Raw genomic sequence first — 22,960 nt, forward strand, 5'->3', positions numbered from 1 at the left:
CTTACTGCACGTGTAGATAGTCATGATCAACGCTTAGATTACTTACAAGGTAACATTGTAGATAACTCTACACGTATTAGCGCTAATGAAGATGCTATTAAAGCATTAAAAGGCCAAGTTGGCACAACAGTTACTAATGTTGAAAACACAATCAATGCTAAGATTGAAGCTAACAACACAGTAATTAGAAAAGATATCAACACTGCCATTACTAATAACAACACTGTTATTAACAAAAACATTGCAAATGCAATTAGCGAAAACAACACAGTAATTAACAACACAATTAACAGCAAAGTTAATGAAGTAAATGTTAAAGTTGATGCTAACGCAAAAGCAATTGTTGATAATAGCAAAGCTATTACTGACATTAAAGCTAATGTGACAAATATCAGCAATAAAGTAGATGTTAACACTGCAGATATCAAAGCTATCCGCACAGATGTAACTAACAACACTACTAACATTGCTAATAACACTGCAGCTATTGCTAATGTAAGCAAACAAGTTACAAATAACACAACTAACATTTCTAACAATGCAACAGCTATTGCAAACATTAGCAAACAAGTTGCTGGTAACACAGCTAACATTACAGATGTAACTGCTAAAGTAAATGCTAATACTGGTCGTATTGAATCTAATACAACTGCTATTAACAACTTAACTGGTAAAGTTGATGCTAACTCTCAAGCTATCGAATCCTTGAAAGGTCAAGTTGGTAAAGGCAATACTACAATCGTTAATGTAGCTCAAAAAGTAGAAAATATTACTCAAAACATTAACGCTCAAAATAGCAACATCCAAGCTAATACTGTAAACATTCAAAATAATACTTCCAATATTAATAACATTAAAGCTAATGTTGTTAACGTTGAAAAGAATGTAAACAATATTAAAGCTGATGTAACAGTAGTAAAAGCTGATATCACAAACATCAATGCTAAAGTTGATCAAAAAATCAATATTGTAAACAACAATATTACTAACGTTAAAAACGATGTGAAGAATATTGATGCTAAAGTTACAAACATTGATAACAAAGTTACTACTATTAACAATAAAGTAACTAATATCGATAGCAGAGTAACTAATATTGATAGCAAGGTAAATGATATTGACGTAAAAGTTAATAACCAAAATACTGTAATCAACAATATCAAAACTGATGTATCTGGCTTGAAAGATCAAGTTGGCAAAAATACTGAAGCAATTAAGAACTTGCAAAATGTAAGTGCTGATGTAAACAAAGTGAAAGAACAAGTTAATGCTAATACTCAAAAAGCAAATGCTAACGAAGAACGCATTAAAAATGTTCAAAGCCAAGTTTCTGTTAATACTGAAGCAATCAAACATAATACTGAAAACATCAATATTAACAAAGCAGCGATCAAACAAAATGCTGAAGCAATTCAAAATACTAATGTAACTGTACAAAAAGTAATCAACAAAGTTGATGAACATAGCAAAGTTATTAACGACGTATCTAAACAAGTTAATACTAATACAACTAATATTGCTAATATCAATAATGTTGTTAACCAAAATACAACTAATATTACAAATGTAACTAACCAAGTTAATACAAACACAAGCAATATTAGCAAAGTAACTAACCAAGTTAATACAAACACTACAAACATCAACACTCTAAATGCTAAAGTAGATACTAATGTTACAAATATTACTAAAGTAGATAATCGTGTAACTGAAGTAGCTAAACAAGTTAATGAAAATGCACAATTAACTAAAGCTGTTGGTACTCTAGCATTAGAAAATCATGAAAAGGTTAGTGTATTAGGTTTACAAGTAAATAAAAATACTCAAGACATTGCTGATGTAAACACTAAAGTTGATGAAAACGTTACATTAACTAAGAACATTGGTGCTATTGCATTAGAAAACAATGAAAAAGTTAATGTATTGGGCTTGCAAGTAAATAAAAATACTCAAGATATCAGTACATTAGCAGAAGCTGCAAATTACAGCTTGAAAGCTTCCAACATTGCATTACAAGATCATGCAACACTTGTTCAACATGATGCACAAATCGCAGAAAACTCTCGCCGCATTAGCAGCGTAGAACGTGATGTTAAAGTTGTAGGTGCTAATGCAGCAGCATTAGCAGCATTGAAACCTATCGAATACCACGAAGGTCAAAAAGCTCAAATTATGGCGGCTGTTGGTACTTACAAAGGTAAAACATCTACTGCATTGGGTGTAGCACATTATGCAAATCCTGATTTATTAATCCATGCTGGTGCTGCTTATGGTGGTGACCATAGCGTAATGGCAAATGCTGGTGTAACAATCGGTATTGGTAATGCTCCTACAGCTCCTAAAGCATCCCCTGCAACTGTAAAAGTTCTTGAGGATCAAGTGGCTGATTTGCAAGCACAAAACAAAGAAATTCGTGAACTTCTTGATAAAGTGATTGCACAACAACCACAACAAGCTCCAAAAGCAGCTGTAAAAACAACTAAATAATATGCCTCCCAACCGATGGGTTACACTATAATCTATCGTAGGTATAGAAACCGCGTAGCAGAAATGCTACGCGGTTTTCTTTTGTGTGGATTTGTGGTGATTGTCTTCCTATATATCGTTTGATTGAAGTGTTATAGAGCTTATGGGGATATTGTGGTGGGGATTAGACGGATAAAACTAAAATTGGGCCCCTGGTGGTGGGGAGTGGTTGTTATGATTCGATTATTATTTAATTTCGAACATATGTATCTTAGAAAAGAAGAGAAAAATAGAGATTATGAAAGAAAAATATAAAAAAGTGGGATAAAAATGGATTTTTTATTGTGATTGGTGGGGAATTGTGGTAGAATTTACCATATAGTGGTGGATAAGGAATAGTAAAGGGCGGTGATACGTATGTTCATGGGAGAATATAATCACACCATTGATACAAAAGGGCGGATGATTATACCCGCGAAAATACGTGAACAACTAGGCGAAGTATGTATTGTTACTAAGGGCCTAGATAACTGCTTAGCTATTTACACCGAAGAAGCGTGGAAGAAAATTTCTGCAGCTTTACAATCACAATCCTCCACTAAAGCTAGCGTACGTGCCTTAAAACGTTTTGTTTTTGGTAGTGCCGCTGAGCTTGAATATGATAAACAAGGTCGTGTCCTCATTCCTGTACCACTACGTGAATATGCGAGCCTTGATAAACAGGCCGTTATTGTCGGTGCGGGGGATCACGTTGAAATTTGGAGCCGCGAAAAATATGATTACTATGATGATCAAGTGGCTGAAAGTATGGAAGAACTTGTCGAAGGTCTAGAAGGGATTATGTTATAGGAGGCTATGATGGAATTTAATCATACCAGCGTACTTTTACGCGAAACGGTGGACTCCGTCGTAACTAATCCAAAAGGCATCTATGTGGACTGTACTCTGGGTGGTGCAGGACATGCCCATGCTGTGGGCGAGATGCTAGACCCAGAAGGCATGATTATAGGGTTGGATCAAGATGAAGATGCGTTGAGCGTAGCTCGACAGCGTTTATCTGATTTAACATGTCAGGTGTTAACAATACCGACGAACTTTTCTAACTTAAAAGAAGCTCTCCATAATGAGGGTATCTATGAAGTAGATGGATTTATCTTTGATCTTGGCGTATCTAGCTATCAACTGGATACACCGGAGCGTGGCTTTTCATATATGAATGATGGCCCACTTGATATGCGTATGGATAAGGACGCTCCATTAACGGCAGAAGAGGTTGTTAATGAATATGATGCTGAAGCATTATTGCAAATTATCCGCGACTATGGTGAAGAGCGATGGGCTAAGCGCATTGTTGAATTCATCATTAATGCACGTCAAGAAAAACGAATTACCACTACTGGTGAGTTAGTTAGAATTATTAAGCAAGCAATACCTGCGAAGGCGCGTCAAGATGGACCACATCCGGCAAAACGGACGTTCCAAGCCATTCGCATTGAAGTAAATAGAGAATTAGCTATCTTGCATGATAGTTTTGTAGATGCTGTATCCATGTTGAAACCAAAGGGGAAAATTGGGGTTATCACATTCCACTCCTTGGAAGATCGAATTACAAAACAAACTTTCAAAGAGTTGAGTACAGCATGTATATGTCCTCCAGAATTGCCAATGTGCGTTTGTAACCACAAGGCAGTTGTGAAGGCGAAGAATAAGGCTATAGAGCCGAGTGCAGGGGAGATTGAGGTTAATCCGAGGGCTAGAAGCGCAAAGTTACGCGTAGCCGTCAAGTTGTAGAATTGGAAGGGGTTAGTGTTTATGTTAGCGAGAAAGGCTGTTGTGGGCCAAGTTAAAAGCGATGTGTTGGTCGCTTCACAAGGGAGAAAACGTAGTGCAAATGTGGCTCTAGATTTGAGCCCTATGATGTGGCAGGTTGTATATGGTATTGCTGCATTGGTTGCATTTTTGCTTATCATGATGGTTATGAATGCGTACAGCACAAAATTAGGCTATGAAGTAGTTAAAACACAGCAAGCTGTAGTACAATTAACAAAGGATAATGATGCGTTGGATGTTGAAGTGGCTTCTTTGAAGTCTCCTGTTCGTATTCAACAAATCGCAGAACAACAACTAGGGATGGTTTTGCCTGATTCTTTTGTTTATAGTACAAAAAGCGCTGTTACTGAACGTACTGTACAAGAGAAACAGCAAATTATAGACTAGCAGGCAAAGCAGCTCGTATTGGGCTGCTTTCCTTTGCGTGTAAAGGAGATTGTATATGAAACAATTACAAGATATAGTAAAAACTTTGCAAACACCGCATGTAGAAGGCAATACAGCTGTTGAGGTCTTAGATATTACGGCTGATTCTCGTGCAGTAAAAGCAGGTAGCTTATTTATTGCATTAGATGGTGCCACTGTAGATGGTCATAATTATGTAAATAAAGCTGTTGAAGCTGGTGCTGTAGCAGTACTTGTATCTAAACCGGTAGAGGTATGTGGTGATGTTTGTGTTATCACTGTAGAGGATACTCGAAAAGCTATGATGGCTTGTGTGCCATATTTCTTTGATTATCCAGCCAATTCCATGCGTATGATCGGTGTTACTGGTACTAATGGTAAAACGACTACAACTCATATGATTCGTCATATTTTGAAAGGTCAAGGCCATAAAGTAGGCGTTATTGGTACCGTTCATATTATGATTGGTGATACATCCTATCCAATTCATAATACAACGCCTGATGTAGTAGATTTACAACATATTCTTCATCAAATGGTAGAAGAAGGCGTTACCCATTGTGTCATGGAAGTATCTTCCCATGCATTAGCATTAGGTCGGGTTTCTGGTGTTGAATATGATACAGCAGTATTCACGAACTTAACACAAGATCATTTGGACTTTCACAAGACCTTTGAAAATTATTTGGCAGCTAAGTGTAAATTATTTGAACAAGTTAGCGCGCCGAACCAAACTAAATCTGGTAAAGGGGCTATCATCAATATCGATGACGAGTATGGTCATCGTGTAATTGAAAAAACAACGGCGCCTATCATTACATACAGTATTGATGGTAAAGGAACGTTGAATGCTCATGATGTTGAAATGACTCCTAAATCTAGTCGTTATACGGTATCCTATGATGGTAATGACTATACAGTGGCTATGAATACAACTGGTTTGTTTAATGTATATAATACATTGGCCGCTATTGGGGCTTGTCTGTTAGAAGGTATCTCCATGGAAGATATAGATAAGGCATTGAAAACATTTAGCGCTGTGCCTGGTCGTTTTGAGCTTATTGAAGAAGGGCAACCATTTGCAGTTGTTGTAGACTATGCACATACACCAGATGGGTTAGAAAATATTTTGCAAACTGCAAAAGCTATTCAAGAAAATCGCATTATTGTAGTCTTTGGTTGTGGTGGTGACCGAGATGCTACGAAACGTCCTATCATGGGGCGCATTGCTGCACAATATGGCGATGTAGTATATGTTACATCTGACAATCCTCGCACAGAAGATCCTGTGCAAATTGTGAAAGATGTAGAGGTAGGCGTTAAAGAAGGACTTCGTGAAGGCTCTCACTATGAAGTTATCGTTGATCGTCGGGAAGCGATTCAACATGCAATACAAAATGCAAAACCTGGGGATATTGTACTAATTGCAGGTAAGGGGCATGAGGATTACCAAATCTTAAAGGATAAAACGATTCATTTTGATGATCGTGAAGAGGCGCGAGCAGCCCTCAAGGAGATCTAATATGGCAGAATTTACATTGTCTCAAGTGGTAGAAGCCACACAAGGGACGAGTGCACATACCGACAATATTAAGTTTTTAGATGTATCTACTGATACAAGAACGATTGAATCAGGCTTTTTATTTGTAGCCTTAAAAGGCGATACCTTTGATGGTCATGATTTTATTAATACAGCTATCGAAAAGGGCGCTACTGGTGCAATCGTAGAAAAGGGTCGTGCAGTGGACGGCATTGTATGTATTGAAGTAGATAATACATTGGTAGCGTATCAAAATTTAGCACGTTACCATCGTCGTCGCTTTGATATCCCTGTAGTCGCTATTACTGGTTCTTCTGGTAAAACTACAACAAAGGAAATGGTAGATGCTGTACTCGGTACCGAATTTAATGTTTTGAAAACTGAGAAAAACTTTAACAATGAAATTGGTTTGCCAAAAACATTGTTGCGTTTAACTGCAGAACATCAAGCTTGTGTTGTTGAAATGGGCATGCGTGGCCTTGGTCAAATCGAGGAGCTTGCGTTGATTGCAGAACCAACTATGGGTATTATTACCAATGTTGGTACTAGCCATATTGAGCTATTAGGTTCTCGTGAAGCCATCGCACAAGCTAAAGGTGAGTTAATTCGTTGCTTGCCTGAAAATAGTGTGGCTATTCTCAATGAAGATGATCCATATGTTAAAGCTATGGATAGCCTTGCTAAAGGTAAAACTATTACCTATGGTATCGAACGTAATGCCACATGTATTGGCAGTCATTTGCGTTATAAAAAAGATGGTATTAAATTTACATGCAAATGTTATGACGAAGTATTTGATATCTTCTTGCCTATGATTGGTGAACACAATGTATATGACGCATTGGCAGCAATCGTAGCTGGTCGTGTGCTAGGCATTAAGTCTAATACGATCCGTAAGGGCTTAAGCGAATTTACAGGCACTCCTATGCGCCAAGAAATCGTACCATTTGAAGATATTGTTATCTTAAATGACGCGTATAATGCAAATCCTTCTTCTATGGCTGAAGCGATAAAAGCTTTGGGTCAGCTAGAAGGTAAACGTAAAATTGCTATGCTTGGTGATATGCTTGAACTTGGTGATTATACTGAACAAGCACATCGTGAAATTGGTCAATTACTTGCTGAAGAAGGTTATAGTGTGGTCTTCACATTCGGTGATGCTGCTGCCTTTATAGCTAAAGAAGCTAAAAAAGCAGGCTTAACTACATTCCGTTGTAATAGCCATTTGGAAATGGCCAATGCCTATAGCGATATTCGTGAAAAAGGGGATGTTATCCTTGTCAAAGGCTCCCGTGGTTTGCGGATGGAACGAGTTGTTGAAGAATTGAAAGATCGTGAATAAAAGGTTACGGCTAGTTATATCTAGCCGTCATCTGTTTATTAATGAGTAGAGGATTCGTATGATATATCACATTCTGTTAGCCTTCGTAGTAACCTTTATTATTACGGTAGTGCTAGGTAAATTTGCTATTCCTATGTTGCGTTCTTTGCACGCACAACAAAGTATTCGTGAAGAAGGTCCAGAAAGTCATCAAGCGAAAGCTGGTACACCAACAATGGGTGGCGCTTTTATGATGGTAGCCCTCGTTATTGGGGTTGCTTTATTTGCACCGTGGAATGTGGGTACTGGTATGTTATTATTCCTAACATTAGGTCATTGTTTATTGGGCTTTTTTGATGATTTTGTAAAAGCTGTAAAAAAACGTAATCTTGGTTTGACAGCTAAGCAAAAATTACTAGGTCAATTTATTTTGGCTGCCATATTCTGTTACTGTATTACTGAAATTATGGTTATTCCTACCACATTGTGGATTCCTGTAGCAGATATTCACCTTCAATTAGGTTGGGCTTATTATGTATTGGCATTTTTAATTATCGTAGGTGCTACGAATGCTGTAAATCTTACAGATGGTCTTGATGGTTTAGCTAGTGGTACATCTGCTGTAGCTGCCATTGCCTTCTCCGTTATCGGCCTTATGGCTGCATCCACAACAAATTCTATTGGCGCTGAAAGCGTTGCTTACTATGGTGCCATTGTAGCCGCTGTATGCCTTGGTTTCTTGGTATACAATGTAAACCCTGCAAAAGTATTTATGGGGGATACAGGTTCTTTAGCATTAGGTGGTGCTTTTGCGGCGATGGCGATTCTTACAAAAACAGAGTTGTTACTCGTTGTAATTGGCGGTATTTTTGTTATGGAAGCGTTATCCGTTATTATTCAAGTTATTTCCTTTAAAACTCGTGGTGTACGAGTATTTAAAATGAGCCCTATTCACCATCATTTTGAGTTGTCTGGTTGGGCTGAACAAACTGTTGTTAATCGCTTCTGGTTTGGTGGTGCTGTATTAGCTGTTATTGGTGTCATTTTAGCGACTATAACTTTGTAAGATAATACTTAACGGAAGCCGCAAATAATGGTATGCTTATAAGATAGGAATACATTATTTTTGTTGATAATTTAGGTGATACAGATGGAATACGGAGACAAACATATACTTGTTCTGGGCGCTGGTGCCAGCGGTATAGGCGCATCTTGGGTGTTAGCTCAAGTTGGGGCCCATGTAGTGTTAAATGATTATAAGCCTGTTACACTGCCTGCAGATGAGGAAAAAAGACTAGTATCAGCGGGTGTGGAGATTATTACAGGTCTACAAGACGAATCCTTGCTTGATGGCGTGGATCGTATTGTTATTTCTCCAGGTATTTCTTTAGATATTCCAATTGTAAAAGCTGCTCAAGCACGTGGAATTGATGTAGTTAGTGAAGTTGAAGTAGCTTATGAGTTATCTAAATCTCCAATTGTTGCCGTTACTGGTACCAATGGTAAGACTACTACTACTACATTATTAACTAAGGTATTGGAAGGCACTGGAAAACCAGTTCGCGTTGGTGGCAATATAGGGGATTCTCTCAGTGAAGTTGCCTATTCCATGCCAGCAGATGGTTTCTTGGTAGCTGAACTATCTAGCTATCAATTAGAAACAATTAAGCATTTTAGACCGGTTGGTGCTATTATGCTCAATATTACACCAGACCATTTAGCTCGTCACAAGACGATGGAAAATTATATTGCTGCAAAGGAACGAATCTTTGAAAATCAATTAAGTACAGATTTTATGGTGCTTAATATTGATGATCCAATTGTGGCAGATATGGAACATCGTGTGCCTAGCCATATCCTTAAAATTAGTCAACATCAAGTGGTGTCAAATGGTGCTTACTATGATAAAGGACAATGTTATGTAACAAAGGATGGTAAGGCAACGCCTGTTATTGGAAGCGATGATATCCATATTCCAGGTAGTCATAATATTGAAAATATTTTAACTGTTATCACTTTAACCTATGCGTTAGGTGTGCCCGTAGAAACTATCCATCGCATTATTAGCGAGTTCCATGGTGTTGAACATCGATTAGAACGAGTTAAAACGATTGATGGCGTTACATTCTATAATGACTCTAAAGCTACTAATGTTGACTCTGTTGTAAAAGCATTGGAATCCTTTGACCAATCAGTTATTTTATTAGCTGGTGGTCATGATAAAATGACTCCATTAGAAGATTTTATGCAGCTTGTTAAAGATCATACAAAAGCTGTTATCTTTATGGGTGAAGCGGCGGACCGATTTGAAGCTGCTGCAAAAGAGGCTGGCGTTCAGCCTATTTACAGAGCTTCATCCATGAAAGATGCTGTTGGACAAGGTTATAAATTGGCTAATCAAGGTGATATTGTATTATTATCACCAGCTTGTTCAAGCTTTGATTGGTACAGCTGTTTTGAAGAACGTGGCGATGATTTTAAAAATTGTGTTCATATGTTGCAAGAAGGGAGACACCATTAATGAAACGTATCATTATTTCAGGTGGTGGCACCGGTGGACATATATATCCAGCAATAACTATATATAAGGAAATTATGAAGCAGAACCCTGATGCACAGGTTTTATATGTAGGAACTGAAAAGGGCTTAGAAGCAACCTTAGTGCCTAAAGAAGGCATTGAGTTTACTACATTACCCGTACAAGGTTTGCAACGTAAATTATCTTTTGGTACGTTAGTGACGTTAGGTAAGACTGCTTTCTCTCTTGTGAAAGCCAATACAATCATTTCTAACTTTAAGCCGGATGTAGTTATTGGTACTGGTGGTTATGTCTGTGGTCCTATTCTCATGGCTGCAGCATTGCGCAACATTCCAACATTGATACAGGAACAAAATGTCATTGCAGGTATTACAAATAAAATTCTAAGCCGTTTTGTTGATGTAGTAGCCGTGGGCTACAAGGATGCAGAAGCATCTTTTTCAAAGGCAAAACGTGTAGTGTATACTGGTAACCCAGTACGCCCTGATGTATTAGTCGATACTAGAGCTGATGGACGTAATTATTTTAATTTAAGTGATGACACATTTACAGTTCTCATAGCAGGTGGTTCTCGGGGGGCGCGAACTATCAATAATGCTATGATTGATGTACATAAGCATTTTCAAGGAACAAAAGGAATCAAATTAATCCATATTACAGGGGACGGAGAATACAAATCTGTGTTATCTCAGCTTGGTATTACCGACGGTGATGGTTTAGGTGATTCTTCAGTGATTCTGCCATATCTACATGATATGCCAAAAGCTTTGGCAGCAGCTGATTTAGCAGTCTTTAGATCTGGTGCTATCGGGCTGGCTGAGCTGGCGGTTCGAGGTATTCCTTCTGTGTTGGTACCATATCCATATGCAGCGGAAGATCATCAAACATATAATGCCCGTATTTTTGTTCAAGAAGGGGCTGCTCATATGATCGTTGATCAAATGTTAAGTGCTCATGATTTGATAGGGGAAATTGAAATGTTTATGGCCAATCGTGATTTATTATCACAAATGGGAGAACGAGCATTGCAATTAGGGAAACCAAACGCGGCTCATGATATTGCAAAATTAGCATTATCTATTGCAAAGTAACAAGGAGAGGTTTTATGTTAGACGGTATTCATAAGATTCACCTTATTGGTATAGGTGGGTCTGGCATGCGTGCTATAGCGAATATATTAATTCAAAAAGGTTATGATGTATCTGGTTCAGATGTAACTGAATCTGCAGTTATTGAAAAGTTCAGAAATATGGGCGCTACCGTTCATATTGGTCATAATAAAGAGTATGTAAATGGCGTTGATGCTGTAGTTCGTTCTACAGCTATTCGTGAAGATAATCCTGAAATTGTAGCGGCAAAAGAACAAGGCATTACAATTTTGCACCGTTCCGATATTGTAAAAGCTGTGTTAGACGTAACAGATGGCATTGCAGTAGCCGGCGCACACGGTAAAACTTCTACTACTTCCATGATTGGTCAAATTTTAGTAGAAGCAGACGCTGATCCAACAGTTATTATTGGTGGTGAAGTAGATTATTTAAAAGGTAGTAGTTGCCTTGGTAAAGGCCATTTCTCTGTAGTAGAAGCAGATGAAAGTGATGGTTCTTTCTTGAAACTACGTCCACACACCATTGTTATTACTAATATTGAAGATGATCATATGGATCATTACAAAACGATGGATAACTTGCTAAATGCATTCTGTGAGTTCGTAGAAACATTACCAGAATCTGGCAAAGCAATCGTATGTGGCGATAATGAAAATATTCGTTATGTTATGAGTCGTGTAAATCGTAACTTCATTACATATGGCTTAAGCGATAATAATGACTATGTAGCTAAAAATATTCATTATGTAGATTCTACATTGGTTTATGATGTATATCATAAGGGTGTAAATATTGAGCGTATTCGCTTGCGTGTTCCTGGTGAACATAATGTATTGAACTCCTTGGCTGCCTTTATTGTGGCTCATGATTGCTGTGGTGTAGAAACACGTATTATTACTAAAGGCTTAGGTAAATTCATCGGTGCAAAACGCCGTTTTGAAACTAAAGGCCATGTAGCAGGTGTATGGGTTGTTGATGACTATGCTCATCATCCTACTGAAATTAAAGCTACCTTAAAGGCTGCTAAAGAGTTGGAAAAACATCGTGTTATCTGTGTATTCCAACCACATCGCTTTACTCGTACTAGCTTGTTAAAGGATGAATTTGCCACTGCTTTTACAAGCGCTGATGAAGTATACATGACAGATATCTATAGCTCTGGTGAAGATCCAATCCCTGGCATTGATGGACATACGATTCCAAATGCTATTAAAGAGGCCACAGGTCAAGATGTACATTATGTGCCTTCTGTTGATGATTTGCCTGAGGTATTATCAAAAGTAGTAAGACCTAATGACTTGGTTATCACTATGGGTGCAGGTTCTATTAATCAATATGGACCAAAATTATTAGCTATATTGGAGGAAGGCTTACAATGAAAGATAAAAAAATAATCGTATTGATGGGTGGTCCTTCCAAAGAGGCTGAAGTATCTCGCCGTACTGGTGCGGCTATTGCGGAAGCACTTGAAAGCAAAGGTTATAATGCTCAAACATTAGAACTTAATCCACGTACTGTTTTAAAAGATATTGAAGCCCTCGGTGGTGAAGTAGTATTTAATGCCATTCACGGCCGTTATGGTGAAGACGGTGCATTACAAGGCTTATTAGAAATGGCTGAAATTCCATACACTGGGTCCGGTATCATGGCTCATGCAGTAGGGATGAATAAAAAAGTAAGTAAAGATGTGTTTAAAGGTGCCAATATTCCTACGGCGGCTTCCGAGTCCTTCAATGGTAATCTTGAATCTGCAGAGACTATTATTGAACATATCCGTAAAGATTTTACAATTCCAGTAGTTGTGAAATCTGCTACTCAAGGTTCTAGTATTGGGGTTACTATTGTTCGCGATGAAGCTCAGTTAGCAGAGGCTGTAACGGAAGCTCTTAAATATGACCCTATTCTCGTGGTAGAACAATTCCTTGATGGTCGTGAATTTACAGTATCTGTTTTAGATGGTAAAGCATTGTCTGTTATTGAAATTCGTCCACATTCTGGTGAATATGACTACAAGAGTAAGTATACTGTAGGTGCTACCGAGTATTTAGTGCCAGCACCTATTAGTGAAGAAATGACTGCTGAAATGCAACGCATTGGGGAACTTGTGTATCGCGAAGTACAAGGCAGTGGGGTTATTCGTGTTGATGTTATGACAGATCATGCCGATAAGATGTATGTTCTTGAATATAACACTGTGCCTGGTATGACAGCAACGTCTTTAGTACCAAAAGCAGCTAAAGAAATGGGAATTGACTTCCCAACATTATGTGAAAAAATTCTATTAACAGCTAGTATAGGGAAATTTTAAGGGCTAATAGAAGATAAGGAGTTAACTATGGATGATAAGCAAAACCATCCATCCAACTCTGGGGAGATGCAGTCTTCTACACCTGTTCGTGATGAACGGGCTGTATTTAGAAAACGAGTGTTAAAAATCGGTGGTGCAGTTACTCTCGTGTTGGTGGGGTTGTTTACACTACCTATTCCTTTTGGATCCTTAAAAGTTACTGGATCGGATAAGGTAACTGTACAAGATGTAATGGTAGCAGGTGATATCCATGAACCTGTTAATATATTGCAAATTAGTACAGAAAAATTAAAAACTAGATTGTCGAAAGACTTACGTGTCGAAGAGGCTCAAATTAGCTATCAGTTGCCACTTACAATGGTGGTAAATGTAGTGGAACGCAAGGCTGTTGCAGTTGTACCAGCTCAGTTTGGATACTTGACCCTTGATGGTAAAGGTCAAGTGATTGCATCTGAGCCTGCTATTCAAGATACATCGGTGCCTATGATTTCTGGTGTGAAAGCTGGAAACATACTCTTAGGAGATACGGTGGTAGATAAGCCGATATTGGCTGCTCTTGAATATTTGAACTCACTCGATGAGGAGACATTCAAGAACATTGCGGAGGTAAATATCGGAGATCCTGATGCAATAATGGCATATACTGTTTCAGGTGTACAGATTCGACTGGGAGATGGCAAAGACTTAGCCAAAAAAGCAGAGCTAACTCAGTCGATGTTACAAGATATTAAAAAGACTCATGGTAATGTACAGTATATAGATGTAAATGTTTCGTCACCGTACATTAAAACCGATGTGATGCCGGAAGGCAAAAAACATCAAAATGGAGCACCGACTACAGAAAATTCATCTACTAAGAAGGATGAGACAAAAACAAGATAAATAAGGTCATGTTGAATATAAAAGGTAGATGATTGTCGTGAGACACGAACGGTGGGCAATTGCCATAGTCAGCTGTATATTGGGGTTCATGGTTGTAACCCAATATAAGATGACGCAAGATAATATAGAAGAAAATATTCGCTTACAACGGACTGGTGATTTAGCAGTACAATTGCGAGAGGCCCAGAGTGAACGGGATGCTTTATTAAAGCAAATTGAATCACTAAAAAAATCTGGTACTAATGGCGATGGTAAAGCTGATGAACAGCTTATGATGAAAGCGGCTTTAACAAATGTTAAAGGTCCAGGTGTTAGCGTGTTGATTGAAGATAGCTTAAAGCCTGTGCAAAGTGGTGAAAATCCTAATTTGTATGTAATTCATGATGAAGATATCCTTAGAATTGTCAATGAATTACGGGCTGGTGGGGCTGAAGCAATAGCTATTAATGATCAACGCCTTATAGGAACGTCTGAAATACGATGTTCAGGACCAACTATTACTGTAAATGGTAAGGTCTTTGGCGCTCCTTTTACGGTAAAAGCAATTGGGGATCCAAAGACATTAAATTCGGCGCTAACTATGCGTGGTGGTGTAGTAGATTCGCTTAAACATTGGGGTATAAAGGTAACTATAAAGCAAGAAGAGGATGTAGCGATTCCTGCTTTCACCGGTACCTTTAGAGAGGAACATATGAAGCCTAATGAGTTAGGAGGTAAAGAATGAACATCTATATCTTTGCCATCATTGGCCTAATCATAGGGGCTACCTTAGGATGGATAGCACCACTTCATATCCCTGCTAGTTATTCGAACTATACATCCGTAGCAGTTCTAGCAGCATTAGATGCAGTATTCGGAGGCAGTCGAGCGGCACTAGAAAGAACCTTTGATCTTAGCAACTTTGTAATTGGGTTCTTTTCAAATATGGTGTTAGCTGTTATTCTTGTATATGTTGGTGATTTAATAGGCATTAATCTATACTATGTGGCCCTCATTGGGTTTGGGTTACGTGTGTTTATTAATGTAGGCGCTATACGCAAGATAATTATGACTAAGCGGTTCTAATAAATCACATTCTATATAGTGGAAAGTTTTTAAATTTTAGTGTAAAATAAATGTAATTGTTATAAGATAGTCAGTATATAAATCGATACATTGGGACGTATATTGATACAATAGATAACGATAAGAGGAGGAAGTTCAATGTCTGATTTTGCAAATATTAAAGTTATCGGTGTTGGTGGCGGCGGTAATAACGCTGTTAATCGCATGGTAGATAGCGATCTTAAAGGTGTTCAATTCTTGTCTGCTAATACAGAAAGCCAAGTACTTGAATTGTCTAAAGCGGATGTAACAATTCAAATCGGTGAAAAAGTTACTAAAGGTCTTGGCGCAGGCGCTAACCCACAAATCGGTGAAGAAGCAGCTCAAGAAAGCCGTGAAGAAATCATTAAAGCCCTTGAAGGTGCTGATATGGTATTCGTAACTGCTGGTATGGGCGGTGGTACTGGTACTGGTGCTGCTCCAATTGTAGCTGAATGTGCTAAAGAAATCGGTGCATTAACAGTAGGCGTTGTAACTAAACCTTTCGCATTTGAAGGTAAACGTCGTCGTGCACAAGCAGAAAAAGGCATTGAGTTCTTGACTCAAAAAGTTGATACAATCATCGTTATTCCTAATGACAAATTGTTACAAGTAGTAGATAAAAAATGTTCTTTGAGCGATGCATTCCGCACAGCTGATGACGTTCTTCGTCAAGGTATCAAAGGCATTTCCGATTTGATCCAAGTTCCTGGTTTAATCAACCTTGACTTTGCGGACGTTAAAACTATTATGACTGAACAAGGCGAAGCTTTGATGGGTATTGGTGTTGGCGAAGGTGAAAACCGTGCTGCAGACGCTGCTAAAATGGCAATTAATAGCCCATTGTTGGAAACTTCCATTGATGGTGCTAAAGGCATCTTGCTTAACATTTCTGGTAGTGCAAACTTGAGCTTGTTCGAAATCAACGAAGCAGCTGAAATCATTTCTGAAGCAGCCGATCCTGATGCAAATATCATCTTCGGTTCTGTTATCGATGAAAGCTTGGGCGATAAAGTTCAAATCACTGTTGTAGCAACTGGCTTTAATTCTAATGCAAAAAGCGTTCCAGAATTCGGCAAAACAACTACTACATCCCGTCCAGCATCCACTACAACAACAAACAGTGGTATCCCTGATATCCCTGTATTCATGAAACGCTAATTTATAGAGTGTATAATCAAAACATTCGTAAATAAGTAACTTAGTAAGACATATCTTGAGATATGTGTATAGGAGGTACAAATGAAGAAATTAGTATTATTAACTCTAGCAGCTACAGTTGTGGCAGGTAGTGCATTCGCAGCAGCACCTGTAACAAAAATTAGCGACGGTTCCACTAAAGTACAAGCTGATTATGCATTTAAACAACATGTATCTAAAGGTGGCGGCAATAGCAACGATGGTTTTGGTGTTTCTTTGCAACACGACCTTTCCAATAAAACAGCTGTACAATATTCCTATGATAAATTGAATGCAAAAAATGGCGACATTAAAGATCATCAATTAGCATTGGTTTATAAAGTGCATCCAAATGTAAACGTATATGGTGCTGGTACTGCAATTCGTACAAATGATACTGAATTAGGTTTCCAAGCAGGTGTTATTGGTCATGTACCATTGACAGAAAAAGTTAACGGCTTTGCTAAAGCTGGTTGGGGTAATGATATTAAGCAAACTTACCAAGTAGGTGCTCAATATGAAGTTCGCCCTGATGTAGACTTGAACGTATACTATGGCTATGATAAATATAGCGTAAACAACAACGATAAAACTGCAAAAGGTTTACACGCTGGTGTAGGCTACTCCTTCTAAGGATAACTAAAGACCACTCTAATGAGTGGTCTTTTTTTGTACATTTATAAAAATAGGTATCTGTAGGGATATTATTTATAAATATATTTTGTATAGGATATTGTATATATCCTATACACCTTAATTTTATTATAAATCAGCTCGTAATTAGTATTATTTCTTATGTATACAATATATTTTCTAAATACTCATTGTATAATTAAATAAGTTTAGGTATGATAAATATGTAATAATTCATTTTAGATAGGATGGTGTAAGTTATGACAAGTGTTGCTGCAAAGCATGCAAAAGGGAAAAAACTTAAAGATGTAATCTTTGTAACTGCTGGCCAAGCCCAAGCTGATGCTAAAGAAAATGGTCGTGAGAACGTTGTTAACGGTACATTAGGTGCGATTCATGATGAAGATGGTAAATTAGTATTCCTTAAAACCGTTAAAGATGAATATTTAAGTCTTCCTGACTCTGAACATATTGGCTATGCACCGATTGCAGGTGTACCTGAGTTCCTTGCTGCTGCAGAGAAAGAATGCTTTGGACAATCTCGTCCAGAAGGTCATATCCGTAGTATTGCTACTGCAGGTGGTACTGGCGGTATTCATCACTTAGTTCATAACTACACAGAACCTGGTGATGAAGTGTTGACTGCTGATTGGTACTGGGGTGCCTATCGTGTAATTTGCAGTGATGTAGGTCGTACACTTGTTACGTATTCTTTATTTGATGAACATAATAACTTTAACCATGAAGCGTTCCAAAATCGTGTAAATGAATTAGCTGCTAAACAAACAAATGTGGTAATTTTGTTTAATACACCTGGTAATAACCCAACAGGCTACTCAATTGAAGATAAAGACTGGGAATCCATTCTTAACTTCTTAAAAGAACTCGTTGCTATTGGTCGCAATAATGTGATCATCGGCATTGATGTGGCTTACCTTGATTACTCTGGTGAAAAAGAAGAGGTTCGTTCATTCTTTAGTAAATTTAGTCATTTGCCAAAAGAGATTCTTACATGTGTTTGCTATAGCTTGTCTAAAGGCTTTACTATGTATGGTCAACGTGTAGGGGCTTTGATTGGTATTTCTGATGACGAAGAAATTGCTGATGAATTCTTAGAAATCAACAAATCTACTAGCCGTGCTACATGGTCTAATATTTGTCGTCCAGCAATGCGTACAATGGCAAATATTGTGGCTGATCCAGCTAAGTTTAAAGAATATGAAGCTGAACGCAATAGCTACTATCAATTAATCCGCGATCGTGCAGATATCTTCAAACAAGAGGCTGCACAAGTAGGTCTTCCTATGTTGCCATACCGTGGAGGCTTCTTCATTACAATTCCTACAGATTCTGCTAATGCTATCTGTGAAGAATTGAAGAAAGAGCATATTTATGTTATTGCTTTAGCTAACGGTATTCGCGTTGCAGCATGTGGCATTCCTAAATTCCAAATGACAGGCCTTGCTGAAAAAATTTATAATGCTATGAAACGACTCGGCAAATTATAATAGATAATTAAAACTTATACAAAAAGCCACTTGATACTTGTATCAAGTGGCTTTTTGCTATATTAGTGAATATCTTTATGTTCTTTAATGTCTTGGTCAGCTTTTTTAGCCAAGTTTTCGAGCGCACGTTTAGGAGCTGTACGTTCACCTGTTTCAGGATCCACGAATTCAACACGGTCCAATGTATCTGTGATTTGGCCTCGAATAAAGCTTAAGTAAATTTCATAAAGTTCTTTTTTTTCTGCTAATTCCTCTGGTGTGAGTTGTTGCCCAGATTTTTTCTTTGCTGCTAGTTCATTTATGCGCTTTAATGTATCGTTAATATTGCTCATATTGACCTCCTGTATTCTATATTAGAATAACATGATTTATTATAACATAGAACTAAATGAATACGTATGGTAAGATATAAGTTGTACGCGTCTGTACTTTCACAAGTGAGAAAGGAGAGCTATATGCGTGTAACAAAAGCAATAAAGGCAGAGCAATTGAAATTATTGCAAGAGCATTATTTTGATGCAAAACCTGCCCTTGAGTATACAAATGAATTTGAATTATTAGTGGCAGTCGTATTATCTGCACAATGTACGGATGAGAGAGTTAATATCGTTACTAAACGGTTATTTCCTGAACTAAATCATCCGGCTAAGATGTTAGCAATTGGGGTTACCAAATTAGAAACTCTGATTAAGGACTGTGGCCTTTATAAATCTAAAGCCAAAAACTTGATTGCCACTTGTCAAATTTTGGTAGAACAATATCATGGTGAGGTACCACGCGAATTTGATCAACTTGTAGAATTACCTGGTGTTGGTCGTAAAACGGCCAACGTAGTTGTATCCGTATTGTTTGGTACGCCAGCGATTGCTGTAGATACTCATGTATTCCGCGTAGCTAATCGATTAAAATTGGGTATTGCAAAAACGCCGGAAGAGATGGAGAAAAAGCTGCAAAAGGCTATTCCTAAAGAGGATTGGGCTGCAGCGCATCATTGGTTGATTTATCATGGCCGTAAATTATGTAAGGCTCGTAAGCCATTATGTGAAGAATGTTTTTTAAATCATTTATGTCCTTCAGCTGGAAAGGTTTAATATGAAAGTAAATAACGAAGAATTTATTGCCCTTTGTGCGACTCATGGCATTGAGGGGATTGATATTGTAAATGAGTTAATGCGTTTTAAAGTACTAGATCAACTGATTTCTAGTAATGCTAGCTCTCGTGAGTGGGGTGTAACGGCAGATGATTTATATGCGTTAGCAGAAAAATCCACAGTCGAGTCTTTTGGTCCTGTTCCATATGATTTGAATACATTCCAAGCTCTATATGGTCCATCCTTTAGAGTTGAATTATTTGATTTCATTAGTGATACAGGTATCTTGGATGGTCTCGATGTAGGCACTATTTGGGAAACTCCTGTTCGTGAAAGTATCGAAGCTCATAGCAAAACGGGAGAACTCGTTCTTTATGCTTATGTAGAAGAATATGCAGGTATGGTGGAAGAGATTCTTCAATCTTATGAAGATAAAAAAGTCGTTCTTTATACGGCGTCTCCTGTGTGCTATAGCATTTTGACACGTTTATATCCGATGGCGCAAATTATTAATCAATGGCCTCATCGTAGCTATTTTGATCATATCTTTACAGGTACAGTTGGCATGTTCCAATCTTCTGAAGATATTGTGGAAGAAGTGGCAAATGGACTACATAATCTTGTTCCAGAAGGGACTGCACAATTATTCTTACCTGCTACAATGGCACAAAACCAATTGGGCTTAAATAATATGGCGTTGCAATTCTTCTTGAATCAAAAGCGTGTAGAAGCTATTCGTGAATGGACACCATTAGGGGCTTATGAAATTGTATATGGTAAATACGATGTTAAAAAGATGCGCGTTGGCCTTCGTGAACGCGTAGGGGATGAGTGGAAAACAATTAACTATATTCCATTGCCTCATGGCGTATTTGCTCAATTACCTGTTTTCACAGTATTAAATTATGGTTTGTCTTTACGCTCTATTTTGTTGCCAGGCGGTCAAACTGATGTAGCCTTAGGTCAAGATGGTATTTACTGTATCGATAGCCGTGTTTCAGAATTAGGCCGTAATGCTCTCATTGAAAGTGGCGCATATTTCCTTACATTTAAACGCTATGCGGATCATGTAGATGTAGATATTACTACAGAGGCACCAGCAGAGGATATTTATTGGATGTTCCCAGATGCTGAATTGGCATATATGTGGTATGCATACTTCTGTAGCACTACTGGACAAACATTGATCCAAGAAATTTCCATGCTTGTTCAAACAGATGAGTCCTTCGGCTATATGCTTAGTAGCGTGCGTCGTCGCGTATTAGATGTTAATAATGAAGCCCAATTAATTTCAGCTGTACAGGATGCTGATGAAGCCTATATTAAGGCTGTTACAGAAGCAACAGCAAATTGGAAATCTACGGTAGATGAATTAGGTGCTCAAGTAATGCCTCCTACTACCTCTATAGATATTGAAGACTATAGCGATTATAAAAACTAATTGTAAAAGTACAGTATTTAGTTTAAAATATATCGTATCCTAAAAAATATGAACTACTAAATATAGTAGGTATGAAACATACTACACAGATGTGTAAGAAAGGAGGACTGACTCATGGCAGTTATTAATTTTGAAATCTTCAAAGTTATCGGTACTTTATCTGAAGATAAAGACGGTTGGAAAAAACAATTAACATGTACTAGCTGGGGTAAATATAATCCTAAGTTTGACCTTCGCGCTTGGGATAGTGAATATACAAGCATGAAGAAAGGTATTACCCTTTCTTTAGAGGAGCTCATCGCATTGCGTGATATCCTTAATGAAAGTGACTTAGAGACCATTCTAGCTGAGTCTATTGAAGAAAAACAAGCATCCAAGGAATAGTATTGGTAACTTGCATTTGTACAAGTGTCATGCTATAATCTATAAGAATAATATTGATTGTCGGAAAGAGGTGTATAGAATGAAACAAGGTATTCATCCAGACTATAAAGAAGCTACAGTAACTTGCGGTTGTGGCAACACATTCAAAACTGGCTCTGTAAAAGAAGACCTTCGTGTAGACGTTTGCTCCAAATGCCATCCGTTCTTCACTGGTCAACAACGCGCAGCTCAAGCTCGTGGTCGTATTGAACAATTTAACAAACGTTACGGCAAATAATTTGTCATGTAATGTAGCATCTATGGGCAGGGCTATGAGCTCTGCCTCTATTTGTTTATGAGAGGAGCTCTTGTGAACACAGAACGTATTAAAAAGTTTGTCGGTGGACAAGCTGTGATCGAAGGTGTCATGATGAGGGGCCCTGGCGTTACAGCAACAGCTGTACGAGAACCAGCGGGAACCATTGTAGTTCAAAAAGAGCCTACAAAATCTATTGCTGACACATATCCAATTTTGAAAAAACCATTTCTTCGGGGCTGTGTAGCTCTTTATGAATCCATTCTAATTGGCATGAAGGCCTTGTCCTTCTCTGCTAAGGCCGCTGGTGATGAAGAGGAAGAAATGTCTAATAGTGAAATTGCCATTACAATGGTTATTTCCACCATCTTTGCGATAGCTGTATTTTTGGCATTGCCTACATTTATCGTAAAATTTATTCCTGGTGTACAGGATAATCATGTTGTATTAAATCTCATTGAAGGTGTCATTCGTTTAGTACTTTTCCTACTCTATATTTGGGGGATTGGACTTACGAAGGATATTCAACGAGTTTTCCAATATCATGGGGCAGAGCATAAAACGATTCATACTTATGAATTAGACTTGCCTCTCACTGTAGAAAACGTTCGCAAACAAAGTCGCTTACATCCGCGATGTGGCACAAATTTCTTACTTATCGTTATGGTTGTAAGTATTTTTGTATTTGCTTTTTTAGGTTGGCCTAATTTGTTAGAACGTATCGTAAGCCGCGTACTTCTTATGCCCGTAGTGGCAGGTATTGCGTACGAGGTTATTCGTCTTGCTGGTCGTAGTGAGCATTCCTTGGTGCAAGCTCTTATTAAACCTGGTCTTGCATTACAATACATGACCACACGTGAACCAGAAGATGATCAAATTGAAGTAGCTATACGTGCTCTTGAAGAGGTTCGCCCTCCTGAGAGTGATGCTTATGAAGAGGAATAAA

Annotated in this window: 23 protein-coding genes; 22 read left to right on the top strand and 1 reads right to left on the bottom strand. The window is 38.0% G+C overall.

Going from position 1 to position 22,960, the window contains the following annotated elements; translation table 11 throughout:
* The 17 genes from QZR70_RS01710 to QZR70_RS01790 form a co-directional block, all read left to right on the top strand.
* On the top strand, positions 1 to 2,487 hold a 2,487-nt coding region (locus tag QZR70_RS01710; protein WP_295792650.1), incomplete at its 5' end, for a YadA-like family protein.
* Positions 2,488 to 2,883: 396 nt separating this feature from the next.
* Positions 2,884 to 3,315 (top strand): division/cell wall cluster transcriptional repressor MraZ, encoded by a 432-nt coding sequence (gene mraZ / locus QZR70_RS01715; RefSeq protein ID WP_039969108.1) that lies wholly within the window; start codon positions 2,884 to 2,886, stop codon positions 3,313 to 3,315.
* A 9-nt stretch (positions 3,316 to 3,324) separates the two neighbouring features.
* Positions 3,325 to 4,257, top strand: a complete 933-nt coding sequence (rsmH, locus tag QZR70_RS01720) for a 16S rRNA (cytosine(1402)-N(4))-methyltransferase RsmH (protein WP_227720166.1) — start codon at positions 3,325 to 3,327, stop codon at positions 4,255 to 4,257.
* A gap of 21 nt (positions 4,258 to 4,278) precedes the next feature.
* A complete protein-coding gene (gene ftsL / locus QZR70_RS01725) occupies positions 4,279 to 4,683 on the top strand; it encodes a cell division protein FtsL (RefSeq protein WP_005386230.1) in 405 nt (134 codons plus the stop codon).
* Between the two features lie 55 nt (positions 4,684 to 4,738).
* Complete coding sequence (locus QZR70_RS01730) at positions 4,739 to 6,223, top strand: UDP-N-acetylmuramoyl-L-alanyl-D-glutamate--2,6-diaminopimelate ligase (protein ID WP_295231861.1); 1,485 nt, start codon at positions 4,739 to 4,741, stop codon at positions 6,221 to 6,223.
* A gap of 1 nt (position 6,224) precedes the next feature.
* Positions 6,225 to 7,583 (top strand): UDP-N-acetylmuramoyl-tripeptide--D-alanyl-D-alanine ligase, encoded by a 1,359-nt coding sequence (murF, locus tag QZR70_RS01735; protein WP_295792652.1) that lies wholly within the window; start codon positions 6,225 to 6,227, stop codon positions 7,581 to 7,583.
* Between the two features lie 58 nt (positions 7,584 to 7,641).
* Positions 7,642 to 8,628 carry a phospho-N-acetylmuramoyl-pentapeptide-transferase gene (gene mraY, locus QZR70_RS01740; RefSeq protein WP_005386234.1) on the top strand — a complete coding sequence of 329 codons (987 nt, stop codon included), beginning with the start codon at positions 7,642 to 7,644 and terminating at the stop codon, positions 8,626 to 8,628.
* An 84-nt stretch (positions 8,629 to 8,712) separates the two neighbouring features.
* On the top strand, positions 8,713 to 10,083 hold the full coding sequence (murD, locus tag QZR70_RS01745) for a UDP-N-acetylmuramoyl-L-alanine--D-glutamate ligase (protein ID WP_295792654.1): 1,371 nt from the start codon (positions 8,713 to 8,715) through the stop codon (positions 10,081 to 10,083).
* The gene (murG, locus tag QZR70_RS01750) at positions 10,083 to 11,192 is read left to right on the top strand and encodes an undecaprenyldiphospho-muramoylpentapeptide beta-N-acetylglucosaminyltransferase (protein ID WP_105089337.1); all 1,110 of its coding nucleotides are present in this window, start codon (positions 10,083 to 10,085) and stop codon (positions 11,190 to 11,192) included. Before murD ends, murG begins: the two co-directional genes overlap by 1 nt.
* Positions 11,193 to 11,206: 14 nt before the next feature.
* The gene (gene murC, locus QZR70_RS01755) at positions 11,207 to 12,589 is read left to right on the top strand and encodes a UDP-N-acetylmuramate--L-alanine ligase (protein ID WP_295792656.1); all 1,383 of its coding nucleotides are present in this window, start codon (positions 11,207 to 11,209) and stop codon (positions 12,587 to 12,589) included.
* Complete coding sequence (locus tag QZR70_RS01760; RefSeq protein WP_295792658.1) at positions 12,586 to 13,518, top strand: D-alanine--D-alanine ligase; 933 nt, start codon at positions 12,586 to 12,588, stop codon at positions 13,516 to 13,518. Before murC ends, QZR70_RS01760 begins: the two co-directional genes overlap by 4 nt.
* 27 nt (positions 13,519 to 13,545) lie before the next feature.
* Entirely contained in the window at positions 13,546 to 14,400 is an 855-nt protein-coding gene (locus QZR70_RS01765) for a cell division protein FtsQ/DivIB (protein WP_105089334.1), read from the top strand.
* A gap of 28 nt (positions 14,401 to 14,428) precedes the next feature.
* Entirely contained in the window at positions 14,429 to 15,124 is a 696-nt protein-coding gene (locus QZR70_RS01770) for a DUF881 domain-containing protein (RefSeq protein ID WP_295792661.1), read from the top strand.
* Entirely contained in the window at positions 15,121 to 15,465 is a 345-nt protein-coding gene (locus QZR70_RS01775) for a small basic family protein (protein ID WP_295203248.1), read from the top strand. The genes QZR70_RS01770 and QZR70_RS01775 overlap by 4 nt, the downstream gene beginning before the upstream one ends.
* 138 nt (positions 15,466 to 15,603) lie before the next feature.
* Positions 15,604 to 16,644 carry a cell division protein FtsZ gene (gene ftsZ / locus QZR70_RS01780; protein WP_295792662.1) on the top strand — a complete coding sequence of 347 codons (1,041 nt, stop codon included), beginning with the start codon at positions 15,604 to 15,606 and terminating at the stop codon, positions 16,642 to 16,644.
* Between the two features lie 81 nt (positions 16,645 to 16,725).
* Positions 16,726 to 17,295, top strand: a complete 570-nt coding sequence (locus tag QZR70_RS01785) for a porin family protein (RefSeq protein ID WP_295231837.1) — start codon at positions 16,726 to 16,728, stop codon at positions 17,293 to 17,295.
* 260 nt (positions 17,296 to 17,555) lie between these two features.
* The gene (locus QZR70_RS01790) at positions 17,556 to 18,803 is read left to right on the top strand and encodes an aminotransferase class I/II-fold pyridoxal phosphate-dependent enzyme (protein WP_295792663.1); all 1,248 of its coding nucleotides are present in this window, start codon (positions 17,556 to 17,558) and stop codon (positions 18,801 to 18,803) included.
* A 62-nt stretch (positions 18,804 to 18,865) separates the two neighbouring features.
* On the opposite strand, the gene QZR70_RS01795 is transcribed toward QZR70_RS01790, so the two are convergent.
* Positions 18,866 to 19,135, bottom strand: coding sequence for a DUF896 domain-containing protein (locus QZR70_RS01795; protein WP_295210629.1), 270 nt, complete (start codon positions 19,133 to 19,135; stop codon positions 18,866 to 18,868).
* A 123-nt stretch (positions 19,136 to 19,258) separates the two neighbouring features.
* Between QZR70_RS01795 and nth the strand changes: the two genes are divergently transcribed.
* The 5 genes from nth (at position 19,259) to QZR70_RS01820 (ending at position 22,959) form a co-directional block, all read left to right on the top strand.
* Positions 19,259 to 19,894, top strand: coding sequence for an endonuclease III (gene nth / locus QZR70_RS01800; protein ID WP_295792665.1), 636 nt, complete (start codon positions 19,259 to 19,261; stop codon positions 19,892 to 19,894).
* Between the two features lies 1 nt (position 19,895).
* The gene (locus QZR70_RS01805; protein WP_295792667.1) at positions 19,896 to 21,335 is read left to right on the top strand and encodes a hypothetical protein; all 1,440 of its coding nucleotides are present in this window, start codon (positions 19,896 to 19,898) and stop codon (positions 21,333 to 21,335) included.
* 114 nt (positions 21,336 to 21,449) lie between these two features.
* Complete coding sequence (locus QZR70_RS01810; protein WP_005386267.1) at positions 21,450 to 21,719, top strand: YdbC family protein; 270 nt, start codon at positions 21,450 to 21,452, stop codon at positions 21,717 to 21,719.
* A gap of 79 nt (positions 21,720 to 21,798) precedes the next feature.
* Complete coding sequence (gene rpmE, locus QZR70_RS01815; RefSeq protein ID WP_004696185.1) at positions 21,799 to 21,996, top strand: 50S ribosomal protein L31; 198 nt, start codon at positions 21,799 to 21,801, stop codon at positions 21,994 to 21,996.
* A gap of 57 nt (positions 21,997 to 22,053) precedes the next feature.
* A complete protein-coding gene (locus tag QZR70_RS01820) occupies positions 22,054 to 22,959 on the top strand; it encodes a DUF1385 domain-containing protein (RefSeq protein WP_295792670.1) in 906 nt (301 codons plus the stop codon).
* Position 22,960 lies beyond the last annotated feature (1 nt).

Origin of the sequence: uncultured Veillonella sp. (genome assembly GCF_900545205.1) — a bacterium.
In the GTDB taxonomy this organism is placed as follows: domain Bacteria; phylum Bacillota; class Negativicutes; order Veillonellales; family Veillonellaceae; genus Veillonella.